The organism is Nonomuraea sp. NPDC001684, assembly GCF_053596515.1.
Genome location: NZ_JBSFGJ010000282.1, coordinates 1 through 12,355 on the forward strand (window position 1 = coordinate 1; position 12,355 = coordinate 12,355).

General features: G+C 74.4%; 10 protein-coding genes. 6 read left to right on the top strand and 4 right to left on the bottom strand.

Annotation, left to right across the window (positions count from 1 at the left end; genetic code table 11):
• The 6 genes from ACWCSD_RS35185 to menC all read left to right on the top strand — a co-directional run.
• The coding region (locus tag ACWCSD_RS35185) for an ATP-binding cassette domain-containing protein (RefSeq protein WP_449921442.1) at nt 1-482 on the top strand (482 nt) is incomplete at its 5' end.
• Entirely contained in the window at nt 482-1,384 is a 903-nt protein-coding gene (locus tag ACWCSD_RS35190; RefSeq protein WP_397156405.1) for an ABC transporter ATP-binding protein, read from the top strand. The genes ACWCSD_RS35185 and ACWCSD_RS35190, both read left to right, overlap by 1 nt.
• Nucleotides 1,381-2,451 carry a M24 family metallopeptidase gene (locus ACWCSD_RS35195; protein ID WP_449921445.1) on the top strand — a complete coding sequence of 357 codons (1,071 nt, stop codon included), beginning with the start codon at nt 1,381-1,383 and terminating at the stop codon, nt 2,449-2,451. Before ACWCSD_RS35190 ends, ACWCSD_RS35195 begins: the two co-directional genes overlap by 4 nt.
• Nucleotides 2,452-2,497: 46 nt before the next feature.
• Nucleotides 2,498-4,075 carry a Na+/H+ antiporter gene (locus ACWCSD_RS35200; protein ID WP_449921448.1) on the top strand — a complete coding sequence of 526 codons (1,578 nt, stop codon included), beginning with the start codon at nt 2,498-2,500 and terminating at the stop codon, nt 4,073-4,075.
• A gap of 70 nt (nt 4,076-4,145) precedes the next feature.
• Entirely contained in the window at nt 4,146-4,700 is a 555-nt protein-coding gene (locus ACWCSD_RS35205) for an acyclic terpene utilization AtuA family protein (RefSeq protein ID WP_449921450.1), read from the top strand.
• A gap of 131 nt (nt 4,701-4,831) precedes the next feature.
• Complete coding sequence (gene menC / locus ACWCSD_RS35210; protein WP_387669390.1) at nt 4,832-5,932, top strand: o-succinylbenzoate synthase; 1,101 nt, start codon at nt 4,832-4,834, stop codon at nt 5,930-5,932.
• A 62-nt stretch (nt 5,933-5,994) separates the two neighbouring features.
• On the opposite strand, the gene ACWCSD_RS35215 is transcribed toward menC, so the two are convergent.
• The 4 genes from ACWCSD_RS35215 to ACWCSD_RS35230 form a co-directional block, all read right to left on the bottom strand.
• Nucleotides 5,995-8,787, bottom strand: a complete 2,793-nt coding sequence (locus ACWCSD_RS35215; protein WP_449921453.1) for a glycoside hydrolase family 2 TIM barrel-domain containing protein — start codon at nt 8,785-8,787, stop codon at nt 5,995-5,997.
• A 109-nt stretch (nt 8,788-8,896) separates the two neighbouring features.
• Nucleotides 8,897-10,159, bottom strand: coding sequence for a M20 metallopeptidase family protein (locus ACWCSD_RS35220; RefSeq protein WP_449921455.1), 1,263 nt, complete (start codon nt 10,157-10,159; stop codon nt 8,897-8,899).
• The gene (locus tag ACWCSD_RS35225; protein WP_449921458.1) at nt 10,156-11,340 is read right to left on the bottom strand and encodes an amidohydrolase family protein; all 1,185 of its coding nucleotides are present in this window, start codon (nt 11,338-11,340) and stop codon (nt 10,156-10,158) included. Before ACWCSD_RS35225 ends, ACWCSD_RS35220 begins: the two co-directional genes overlap by 4 nt.
• A gap of 62 nt (nt 11,341-11,402) precedes the next feature.
• Nucleotides 11,403-12,355, bottom strand: a 953-nt coding sequence (locus tag ACWCSD_RS35230; protein ID WP_449921460.1) for an alpha/beta hydrolase, incomplete at its 5' end; no start/stop codon positions are given.

Below are 12,355 nucleotides of genomic sequence, written 5' to 3' on the forward strand. Positions count from 1 at the left end.
AGCTCACCGAGCACATGCGCCACCACCTGGGCCTGGGCAAGGCCGAGGCGAAGGCGCGGGCGGTCGAGCTGCTGGGCAAGGTACGCATCCCGGGCGCCGAGGAGGCGTACGGGCGCTTCCCGCACCAGTTCTCCGGCGGCATGCGCCAGCGCATCGCGATCGCCGTCGCCCTGGCCTGCTCGCCCAAGGTGCTGATCGCCGACGAGCCGACCACCGCGCTGGACGTGACCGTGCAGGCGGGCGTGCTGCGGCTGCTGCGCGGGCTCTGCGACGAGCTGGGCCTGGCCGTGCTGCTGGTCACGCACGACCTGGGCGTCATGTCGGCGGTCGCGGACGAGGTGAGCGTGATGAAGGACGGCCTGGTCGTGGAGACCGGGCCGCGCGGACGGGTGCTGCGCGACCCCGAGCACCCCTACACCCGCGCGCTGCTGGAGTCCCTACCTGATTCTGTGCCTGATCCTGCTCCGGATGTGGAGGGCTGATGCTGGACATCGAGGACCTGGTCGTCGAGCACCGCTCCCCCGGGCGTCCGGTGGTGCGGGCGGTGGCGGGGGCCAGCCTGACGGTACGGGCGGGCGAGGTCGTGGGCCTGGTCGGCGAGTCGGGGTGCGGCAAGTCCACCCTGGCGCGGGCGGTCTGCGGGCTGAACCCGGTCACCCACGGGTCGATCGCGTTCGAGGGGCAGCAGGTCACGCCGCTCGGCCTGCGGCGCAGGAAGCTCACGGGCATCCAGATGGTGTTCCAGGACCCGTACGCGTCGCTGAACCCGCGGCGCCGGGTGGGCGACCAGATCGCCGACGGCCTGCGCACCGCGGACGACACCCGTACCGACCCGGCCGACCTGCTGGAGCGGGTGGGCCTGCCGCGCGAGTTCGCCGGACGGCACCCCCACGAGTTCTCCGGCGGCCAGCGGCAGCGCATCGCGATCGCCAGGGCGCTGGCGGCCCGGCCGCGGCTGCTCATCGGCGACGAGCCGATCTCCGCGCTGGACGCCTCCGCCCAGGCCCAGGTGGCCCGGCTGATGCGCGACCTCGCGGTGGACTCCGGGGCCGGGCTGCTGTTCATCAGCCACGACCTGTCGGTGGTGCGGCTGATCGCCGACCGGATCGCCGTCATGTACCTCGGCAAGATCGTCGAGGTGGGCGAGACGGCCGAGGTGTGGGACGACCCGAAACATCCGTACACCAGGGCGTTGCTGGGGGCCATCCCCAAGCCGGACGGCATGGGCGTGCTGCCCGCCGAGCTGGCCGGTGACGTGCCCGATCCGGCGAACCCGCCGGGCGGGTGCCGGTTCAACCCGCGTTGCCCGCTGGTGATGGAGGTGTGCCGCGAGAAGGAGCCGGACTTCGGGCCGGTCGCCTGCTGGCTGCACGAGCCGGCGTGAGCCGGCGGCACGCCGCGCGGGTGGCGGCCGTGCGGCGGGCGATGGCCCAGGAGGGCATTGACGTGCTGGTGTTGCGGCCCTCGCCCGACTTCCGGTTCCTGAGCGCCTCCCCCGAAGGCCCGCTCCCCGAAGGCGCCTTCCCTGAGGGCGTCCTGCCTGAGGCCGTCCTGCCGGAGGGCGCCGCGCCGGACGGCGGCGTCGGGCCGGGCGTGTTCCTCGTGGTGACGGCCGACGCGATCGTCGAGACCCGCGACCCGGCGGGCCTGGTGCCCGCCTCCGCGCGCCGGGTCGGGGTGGACCCGGAGATGCGGGCGAGCGAGCTGTTCCGGCTGGCGATCGCCGCCGAGCTGGTGCCCGCCTCCGCGGTGCTGGCGCCGTTGCGGCTGCGCAAGGACCCGGCCGAGCTGACGGCGCTCGGCCGGGCGGTCGCGGCGGCGGAGGCGGTGCTGGCGCAGGCGGCCGAGCTGGCCTGGTTCGGCGCGACCGAGCGGGCGATGGCGCGCCGGCTGCGGCTGCTGGCCGTGGAGTCGGGCTGCGAGGAGGTGATCTCGCTGCGCGTGTCGGCGGGCGAGCACACCGCGCGGCCCGAGCACGTGCCCGGCGGGCGCGTGATCAACCCGGGCGACGCGCTGCTGGTGTCGGTGTGCGGCCGCTGGGACGGCTACTGCGCCGAGGCGGGCCGGGTGTTCGCCGTCGCCGAGCCGCCGGAGGATTATGAGGCGATGTACTCGGTGGTGCTGGCCGCCCACCGCGCGGCGCTGGCGGCACTGCGGCCGTCCGTGCCGTTCGCGGAGCTGGCCAGAACGGTGCACGAGGTCATCGACGCCAGCGGGTACGGCCGCTTCGCCGCCCCGCACGTGGGCCGCGGCGTGGGCCTCGGCCACGACGAGGGACCGCGGGCCGGCGAGGACACGGTGTTCGCCCCCGGGATGACGGTCTGCCTGGAGCCGGCCATCTACGTGCCCGACCTGTTCGGCGCCCGGGTGGCCGACGTGGTGGCCTGCACGGCCGCCGAGCCGGTGCCGCTGGGCACGCGGCCGCACACCCTGCACGTCCTCGACCGCTGAGGCGGCCTGCGCTTACGCTGGGTGACGACGATCACCGGGGGGCGTCGTGGACCAGTTCGTGCTGCTCATGCTGGTGCTGCTGGGCGCGCTGGTCACGGTTCCGCTGGGTGAGCGGCTGGGGCTGCCCGCGCCGGTGCTGATGACGCTGCTGGGCATCCTGCTGGCGGTGCTGCCGTTCGTGCCGAACGTGGACATCCCGCCGGCCATCGTGCTGCCGCTGCTGCTGCCGCCGTTGTTGTACGCGGCGGCGCGGCGTACGTCCTGGCGGCAGTTCGCGGCGAACTGGCAGCCGATCTTCCTGCTCGCGGTGGCGCTGGTGTTCGTGACGACGGCGGCCGTGGCGGCCACGGCGCACGCGCTCGTCCCCGGCCTGCCGCTGGCGGCGGCGGTGGCGCTGGGCGCGCTGGTCGCGCCGCCCGACCCGGTGGCGGCCACGGCGGTGGCCGGGCGGCTGGGCCTGCCGCGGCGCATGGTGTCGCTGCTGGAGGGCGAGGGCCTGTTCAACGACGTGACCGCGATCGTGCTCTACCACGTGGCGGTCGCGGCGGTCGTCACCGGCGTGTTCTCCTGGCCGGGGGCGCTGGGCGAGTTCGTGTTGTCGGCCGTGGTGGCCGTGGCGGCGGGGTTCGCGCTGGGCTGGGCGGCCGGGAAGCTGATGGCGCTGCTGGGCGACGCGACGCTGCAGGTGGGCCTGTCGCTGGTGGTGCCGTTCGTGAGCTACGCGGTGGCCGACGAGCTGCGCGGGTCCGGTGTGCTGGCCGTGCTCACCACCGCCTTCTACCTCAGCGACCGCATGTGGGACGCCGACGACGTGTTCGGCAGGTTCGCCTCCTCCACGTTCTGGCAGGTGGTGGACACGCTGGTGACCGGGATCGCGTTCGGGCTGATCGGGCTGGAGCTGCACGCGGTGTTCGGCACGGTCCACGGGCGGTTCGGCGAGGTGCTGTGGTGGAGCGCCGCCGTGGTGGGCGTCGTCGTGGTCGTGCGGCTGCTGTGGCTGCTGCCGGCCGCGTGGCTGGCCAAGAAGGGCCGGCGCGAGGACACCGAGGTGCCGATGAGCTGGCGCGAGACCGTCGTCATGTGGTGGGCGGGCATGCGTGGCGTGGCGTCCGTGGCGCTGGCGCTGGCCATCCCGCTGCGGATCCACGACGGGCGGCCGTTCCCGCAGCGGCCGGTGATCGTGTTCATCGCGTTCGCGGTCATCCTGGTGACGCTGGTGGTGCAGGGTCTGACGCTGCCGTGGCTGGTGGCGCGGCTCGGCGTCAAGGCCGACACGGCGGCCGAGCGCGACCTGGAGAAGCGCCTGGCGATCCGGGCCGCCCACGCGGCCAAGCGGCGGCTGCGGGAGATCGACGAGGCCGAGGACCTGCCCGAGGAGGTGGTCGAGCTGCTGGGCCGGCGCATGATGGACCTCGGGCTGCGGATCAGCCCCGAGGCCGCCGACGACGAGCGGCGCGAGGCGTTCGAGCAGCGGGCGCGGCGGGCCCGGCTGGTGCGGCGGGTGCAGGAGGAGATGATGTCGGCCGCCCGGCAGGCCGTGCTGGACGCCCGCCGCGACCCGCGGGCCGACCCCCAGGTGGTCTCCCGGGTGCTGCGCGCCCTCGACGCCCGGAGCATGCGCTGACCAGCCCGGATCCGCCGCCCGGGGGGATGACGGTGTGTGATCGGGGGCCGCAGAGGGTAGTCATTTCCTTATGCTGCGGATCGGCACGCTGGGCGCCGCCCCGTCGGTCGGCGTCGTGGCCTGTGGCTGGCACGACAGCGGTCCTGGCCCCTTCACCACCGGCATCAAGCTGATCTACACGCTCGGCGGCCCGCTGCCCGAGCTGCCCGGCCTGCGAATCGGGTCCGGGGCGCTCAGGGGCGCCGAACAGATCGCCGCCGCGCTGCTCCAGGGGCTCGACGTGGTGATCACCGAGCCCGCCTGCCCGGCCGCGCCCGTGGTGGCGGCCGGCATGTGGCACTACGGCTGGACCAGGCGCGACGTGTCCGCCCTGGCGGGGGCGACGGTCGCCGGTCTGGCGCTGGCCACGCAGCCGGGCGCGTGCGTGGCGGAGATCGGGCGCGACGGCACCAGCTCCATCGACGGGCAGATGCCGGCCGAGTCCGTTCTGGCCCGCCTGGCGGCGGCGTTCTCCGGCGGCCGGTACCGCACGCCGGAGGTGACGGTGCCGCTGGAGGCGGTGCGGCTCAGCGAGGACACGCCGTGCCGGATCCGGATCGCGCGCACCCCCGGCATCGTCGTCTGAGGCCGTCCCGGGGCTGTGGGGCTCGGCGACGAAGAACCGCCGGCCTTTGGTGGCCCGGCACGAACCCTGGTGTCGCCGCATGTCGTACGGTCGCCAGGGAGCACCTGCGCGCCGACCGAGTTGGAGAGAGTGTGAAGATCACAGGAGTAGAGCTGCGCCGGATCGCGATGCCGTTGGTGGCGCCGTTCCGCACGTCGTTCGGCACCGAGACCGCCCGGGACGTCCTGCTGGTCAGGGTGGTGACCCCCGACGCCGAGGGGTGGGGCGAGTGCGTGGCCATGTCCGAGCCGCTCTACTCCAGCGAGTACGTCGACGGCGCCGCCGAGGTGATCCGCCGGTTCCTGCTGCCCTCCCTGCCGGCGACCCTGGACGCGTACGGCGTCGGCCGCGCGCTCGAACCGATCAAGGGCCACCGCATGGCCAAGGCGGCGCTGGAGACCGCCGTTTTGGACGCGCAGCTGCGGGCCTCCGGCGAGTCGTTCGGCCATTTCCTGGGCGCGGCCCGCGACCGGGTGCCGTGCGGGGTGTCGGTGGGCATCATGGACTCGATCCCGCAGCTCCTCGACGCCGTGGCGGGCTTCGTCGAGGAGGGGTACGTCCGCATCAAGCTGAAGATCGAGCCCGGCTGGGACGTCGAGCCGGTGCGCGCGGTGCGCGAGCGCTTCGGCGACGACCTGCTGCTCCAGGTGGACGCGAACGCGGCGTACTCGCTGGCCGACGCCCGCCGGCTGGCCCGGCTCGACGCGTTCGACCTGCTGCTGATCGAGCAGCCGCTGGCCAACGACGACCTCGTCCAGCACGCCCGGCTGGCCCGCCAGTTGCGCACCCCGATCTGCCTGGACGAGTCCATCGAGTCGGCCGAGCACGCGGCGGCCGCCATCGCGCTCGGCTCGTGCTCGATCATCAACATCAAGCCGGGCCGCATCGGCGGCTACCTGGAGGCGCGGCGCATCCACGATCTGTGCCGGGCCAACGGCATCGCGGTGTGGTGCGGCGGCATGCTGGAGACCGGTCTCGGCCGGGCCGCCAACGTGGCGCTCGCGGCGCTGCCCGGGTTCACGCTGCCGGGCGACACCTCGGGGTCGCGCCGCTACTTCGCGACCGACGTGACCGAGCCGTTCGAGCTGGTGGACGGCCATCTGGAGGTCCCGACAGGGCCGGGGCTCGGCGTCGAGCCGATCCCGTCCGTCCTGGAGGAGGTCACGACCGCCACGGAGTGGATCCCGCTGTAGGGCGCCCGTCCTGGAGGGCGGCCCGGCCGGGGTCGCGGGACCCCGGCCGGTGCCCTGCGGGGTCAGGACCGGGTGAAGCGCAGGCGCAGGGCGGCCGGGGCGGCGTGCAGGTCGTAGCGGGGCAGGGCGCCGGGGCCGCAGGTGGCGGTGCCGATGCCCTGGTGGGCGAGGTCCAGGTGGAGGTGGACGTGGTCGCCGGGCACCAGGTCGGGGCGGTGCCGGGCGGCCGTCAGCTCGGCGGTGCTCCACCGGCGGGCGGTCAGGCCGAACATCGGGTCGCCGTGGACCCTGAAGCCGCCCGTCCCGGTCCCGCCGAACTGGGCCCAGCGCACGTCGGCCCGGTGCCCGTTCTCCTGGGGGTGGACGTACGGCGTCTGGAGGTCGTCGATCGTGGCGTGCCAGCGGCCGACGCGGGCGGCCATCCCGGTGTCCGGGTACGCCTCCCCCGGCCCCCGGCCGAACCAGGTGACGTGGCCGAGCTCGCCGGGCAGCAGCAGGTGCAGGCCCAGCCGTGGGATCGGCGCGGGCCACTCGCCCTCCGGCTCGACGTCCACGGACAGGTCGAGCGAGCCGGACGTGGCGGTCCACGCCCAGGTGACGCGCATGCCGAGGTCGGTGGCGGCGGGAGCGACCCTGGTGCGGACGGTGATGCCGTCGCCCGTCTCGATCCCGGCCACGCGGTGGGTGAGGCGATGCAGCCCGAGCTGCCGCCACTTCCGGTCCAGCCCGCCGTAGCGGTCGTTGTCGGTGGGCGCGCGGTACAGGTCGAGCCGCGGCCCTTCGACGTCCAGGCCGAACAGGCGCAGCAGGCGGCCGGTGCGCGGGTCGAACTCGCCGCCGCCCAGCCGCAGCCGCCCGCCGGAGGTCTGCGGCCGGACTCCCGCACCGGCGGCGGCGGGAAGGGCGGGGCTCGGCAGGCGGGTCTGGGACCAGGCGAGCTCGTGGCCCGCGGCGGCCCACGGCTGGTCGCCGGTCAGGGTGGCGCGGACGGTGAGCCAACGTTCCCCGGCGCCGTCCGGCGGCGGAGGCAGGGCGGGCAGCTTCACCTCGCCGCCGGACGGCGGCACCGCCAGCGGGAACCGCGCGGCTTCGAGCCCGTCGTCCTCGACGACGGCCTCGAAGGCGAGGTGGGCCAGGTCGCGGAAGTCGTGCCGGTTGACCACCCGCACGACGCCGTCGCCGAACTCGAACCGCACCGGCTCGAAGACCTTCTTCAGGTCCAGCAGGCCGGGTGAGGGCGTGCGGTCGGGGAACACCAGGCCGTCGATGACGAAATTTCCGTCATGGACGGATTCGCCGTAGTCGCCGCCGTAGGCGTACTCGTGGCGGGGATCGGTCAGGCCGTGGTCGATCCACTCCCACACGAACCCGCCGGCCAGCCTCGGGAACCGTTCGAACAGCTCCTGGTACTCGGCCAGGCCACCGGGCCCGTTGCCCATCGCGTGGGCGTACTCGCACTGCAGGAACGGCATCGCGCGCCGCCGCGCGTCCAGGGCGGGGTCGTCGAGCGGGTCCTCCTCGCCGCGGCCGATGGCCTCGACCTCGGCGTGGGTGGCGTACATGCGCGAGTAGACGTCGGTGTGGGCGCACGACCAGTCGCCCTCGTAGTGCAGCGGCCTGGACGGGTCGCGCTCGCGCGTCCAGTCGGCCATGACGGCGAGGTTGCGGCCGACGCCCGCCTCGTTGCCGAGCGACCACATGATGACGCTGGGGTGGTTCTTGTCCCGTTCGACCATGCGGCGCATGCGGTCGAGCAGGGCGTCGGCCCAGCGCGGGTCGTCAGTGGGGTTGCGCCGCCAGCCGACCTGGCCGAAGCCGTGCGTCTCCAGGTCGCATTCGTCGACGACCCACAGGCCCAGCTCGTCGCACAGGTCCAGGAAGGCGGGGTGCGGCGGGTAGTGGCTGGTCCTGACGGCGTTGACGTTGTGCCGCTTCATGAGCAGCACGTCCTCGCGCATGGTCTCGTACGGGACCGCGCGGCCGTGGTCCGGATGGAACTCGTGCCGGTTGACGCCCTTGAGCAGCAGCGGGCGGCCGTTGGCCAGGAGCACGCCGTCCTCGACGGAGACGGTGCGGAAGCCGACGCGCAGCCGTACGGTCTCGTGCGGGGTGGTGAGGACGGCCTCGTACAGGCGGGGCGTCTCGGCGGTCCACGGCTCGGCCTCGACGGTGATCTCGACGCCGGGCGCCAGGTCGCGCACGCCGAGCTCGGGGATGCTCAGCAGGCCCTCGGCGGCCTCGAAGGACAGCCGGCCGTCGTGGGCGGCGTGCACGAACACGTCGGCGGCCGACCGGGTGAGGGTGACGTCCCGGAAGATGCCGGGCAGCCACCACATGTCCTGGTCCTCCAGGTAGCTGGCGGCCGACCACTGGTGCACGCGCACGGCCAGCACGTTGCGTCCTGGACGCAGCCACGGCCCGGCGTCGAACTCGACGGGCAGCCTGCTGCCGGTGGAGAAGCCCAGCTCGTGGCCGTTCAGCCAGACCCTGGCGAAGGAGTCGACGCCTTCGAAGCGAAGCCTGCCGCCGCGCCAGCCGTCCGGCAGGTCGAAGGCGCGCCGGTAGTCGCCGGTCGGGTTCTCGTCCGGGACGTGCGGCGGGTCCACGGGGAAGGGGTAGGAGACGTTGGTGTAGGCGGGGGCGCCGTGGCCGTGCAGGGGCCAGTGGGCCGGCACTGGCAGCTCGTCCCAGGCGGAGTCGTCGAAGCCGGGCCTGGCGAAGTCGTCGGGCACGTCGGCCACGGGTGAGAGGCGGAAGCGCCACAGGCCGCCGAGGTGGAGGGCGGGGGCGTCGGAGCGGAGTGCCGCGCGGGGTTCGAGACGGCCCGAACCGGGGGCGAAGGTTTCGAGATCCATCCCTTCCGACAGTAGGGGTTGATGGTGGTTCCGTCAGCGGTGCCCCGTCTGGGGTGCTTGGACTTCCCTGCCATGGTTGTTGGAGGAATGGCGCCGGCAGGGCCCGGTCTCAGGCGTTCCTGGAGAACAGGATCCCGTTCGCGCCGGCCGGGCCGGGCAGCGCGGAGGCGGCCGCGAGGTAGCCGGCCAGCAGGCTCTCGGCCACCGCGCCCACGGCCGCGTCGCCGGGCAGGAACTCGGGGGTGTGCAGGCCGGCGGAGGTGTCCACGCCGACGAACATCATGAGCGACGGCGCCACCGAGGCGTAGTGGGAGAAGTCGTCGGCCCCGCACGAGCGCAGCCCGCCGTCCACGGCCCAGCCGTGGCCGCGCAGCAGCCCGCCGGCGCGCACGGCCAGCCCGGTGTCGTTGACCAGCACCGGCTCGCCCGGCAGGATCGTCACCTCGGCCACGCAGCCGCACGCCCTGGCGACGTCCTCGACCACCTGGGTGAAACGTTCGTGCAGCTCCTGGCGCCAGTTCTCGGACATCGCCCGGAGGGTCCCCCTGGCCACGGCCTCGCCCGGGACGGCGTTGGGCGCGGTGCCGGCGTTGACCGTGCCGAAGGTGACCACGGTGGGCGTCATCGGGTCGGCGACCCGGCTGACGACCTGCTGGGCGGTGACGATGACCTGCGCCATGGCCACCACCGGGTCCCTGGTGAGGTGGGGGTAGGCGGCGTGGCCCTCCGCTCCCCTGACGACCACCCTGAACTCGTCGGAGGAGGCGTTGACCGCCCCCGGCACGGAGGCGACCGTGCCCTCCGCCAGCAGGGGTTGCACGTGCGCGCCGATCATGGCGCCGACCTTGTGGCGGTGCAGCGCGCCCGACCCCACGACGTCGGAGGCGCCGGAGGGGAAGCCCTCCTCTCGCGGTTGCAGCACGACCAGCAGGGGCGGATCGGCGCCGAGCCGGTCGAGGGTCCTGGCCAGGGCGACCACGGCCGCCATGTGCACGTCGTGGCCGCAGGCGTGCATCGCGCCCTCGGGGGCGGCCCACTCGACGCCGGTGCGCTCGGTCAGCGGCAGGGCGTCGAGCTCGCCGCGTACGCCGACCGCCGGGCCGGGACCGCCGATGCGCAGGACCGCGCCCGTGCCTGCGACGTGCTCGACCTCCCCGGCGGGCAGCGCGCCGAGCAGCCGGTCCCGCGTCGGGCCCTCCTGCCCGGACAGGCAGGGCTCCGCGTGCAGCTGGCGGCGCAGCGCCTGCGCCGCGGGCAGCTCCCGCAGCAGGCCCTCCCGCAGCGCCGCGTAGGCGGCGCTCTCCACGCCGCCGGTCCCGATGACGGCTCCGTCGACGGGCCTGTTGATCGTACGGCCCCCGAAGTCGTTCACCCCGTGCTCTCCTCCCGTGTTCCCAGTCCGTAGACGCGTCGCGCGTTGTCCGCCCCGACCATCGCCGCCACCCGCATCGCCTGCCCGGCCGACCACTCGCCGTCCACCACGAGCCGGCCGAGCACCCGCGCCATCGCCCGCCGCCACAACACCGCGCCGAGGTGGTGCAGCTCAGCCGGTCCCCATCCGTCGGACGAGAACATGATCTTGGCGAACGGCGCCAGCTCCAGGCTCTCGGCCACCAGCGCCACGCTGCGGGCCCCGGTGTAGGTCACGCCGAGCCCCACGTCGAAGTAGACGTTGGGATAGGCCTGCGCGAGGAACCCCGCGTGCCGCTGGAAGGGGTAGCAGTGCAGCAGCACCAGCGGCACCCCGGTCGGCTCCGCGCGCTCGACGAGGCCGCGCAGCAGCAGCGGATCGGCCCGGCGCAGGTCGAGGTCGGGATCGCCGAGGCCGGTGTGGAACTGGATCGGCAACCCTCGCTCGATCCCGGCCCAGATCACGTGCCGCAGCAGCACCGGCTCCGTCAGCTTACCGCCGCCGGACCGGAGCCAGCGCCCGGCCGCCTCGGCGACCTCGGCCCGGCTCGGCGGCTCGGGGTCGAGGTCGAGGCCGTGGCGGTAGGCGGCGACGCTCTTGAGCCCGCGCGCGCCGCCGGTGCGCTCCCACAGCTCCCGCGCGAACGCGTCGGCGAAGGAGGACGCGTCGCAGCCGCCGGCCGCGACCTGCTCGGCCACCGTCTCCAGCCGCACCACCTCGTCGGCGGGCGCGCCGGTGAGCTCGGCCATGCCGGACGGGCCCACCAGCTCCTCGCCCCGGTAGCCGGTCTCGACCAGGTAGTGGGCCACGTTCGTGGCGCCCAGCAGCAGCCGGTTCACCTCGCCGGCGCCCAGCCGGGCCCTCCTGGCCAGGTACTCCTCCGGCGTGCAGTGCGGTTCGAGGCCGAGGACGGGCGCGCAGTGGCGCAGGATGGCGTACCCCGTCTGGGAGTCGAACTGCGTCATCCACTCCGGCACCGGCCGGTCGGACTCGGTGATCAGCTCCTCGAACGCGGTGCGCGACAGGTCGCGCGGCACCACGCCGTGGACGTGGTGGTCGACCAGCGGCAGCTCCTCGATGGCCCGGACGAACCCGGCCGGAGCGAGGTCGAGGTCTGCGGCGGTGGCGTACACGTCGGTCACGGAGAGATCTACTCCCCCGTGGGCGCGCGGACGAACCACCCCGCCCCGATCCGGTCCCTCGATCAGGGGGCCGCGGCGGGCACCGCGAGCTGCTGGACCAGCCACGGCAGCGCCTGCGGCAGCTCCCGGTTCCAGGTGTTGAAGTTGTGGCCGCCGCTGGGCAGGATCAGCGACGAGGCCCGCATGGGCGCTTTGACGGCGTTCAGGAAGCGCTCGGTCGGCAGGTAGTCGGCCTCGCCCTTCCTGCTGCTGGTGACGAGCACGGCCACGGGTGGCGCGGGCAGCCGGGCCAGGCGCCACATCAGGTCGTTGCGGTCGGCGAGCGCCTTGTCGCCGTGGAACAGGTCGCCGGTGGTGCCGTCCACGATCGTCTTGTAGTAGCCCGACAGGGAGACGGCGGCGGAGAACGCGTCGGGGCGGCTCATCGCCAGCTTCAGCGCGCAGTAGCCGCCGGTCGAGCCGCCGAGCACGCCCCAGGAGTCGCGGCCGGCCGCCGCCCGGTAGTGCGCGGTCACGGCCTGCCGGACGTCGGTGGCGAAGTACGTCAGCGCCTGCGGGCCGCCCGGCACGTCCACGCACTCGGTGTCGCGCGGCAGCACCACGCTCGGCCGCATCATGACCAGGACGGCCGGCTCGACCTGGTGCAGGGCGATGGCGTGGGCCAGCCGTCCGGGCAGGTCGAGGCGGGTCATGAGGTTGCGCGGGTCGCCGGGGTAGCCGGTCAGGGCGAGGATCGCGGGGAACCTGCGCCGGGGGTCCTTGAAGTAGGCCGAGGGCAGGAACACGTACGCCTCCTCGCTCAGCCGCGTGGTCGCGCCCGGCAGGACGACCTCCTCGATCCGCCCGCCCGGCACCGCCCGGCTGTCCAGCACCCGCAGCCCGGCCGCGGCCCCGGCGACGGTGATCTGGGCGGCGCCGGTGTCGGCGCCGAGCAGGTCGGCCCAGGAGGCGTAGAAGCCGAAGTAGTAGTTGACCAGCAGCGCGAGCGCCGCCACGGTGAGCGCCTGGCAGCCCG

Coding starts and splice junctions, on each gene's coding strand:
- ACWCSD_RS35190 (WP_397156405.1), top strand. CDS start 482: ATGCTGGACATCGAGGACCTGGTCGTCGAGCACCGCTCCCCCGGGCGT.
- ACWCSD_RS35205 (WP_449921450.1), top strand. CDS start 4,146: ATGCTGCGGATCGGCACGCTGGGCGCCGCCCCGTCGGTCGGCGTCGTG.
- ACWCSD_RS35215 (WP_449921453.1), bottom strand. CDS start 8,787: ATGGATCTCGAAACCTTCGCCCCCGGTTCGGGCCGTCTCGAACCCCGC.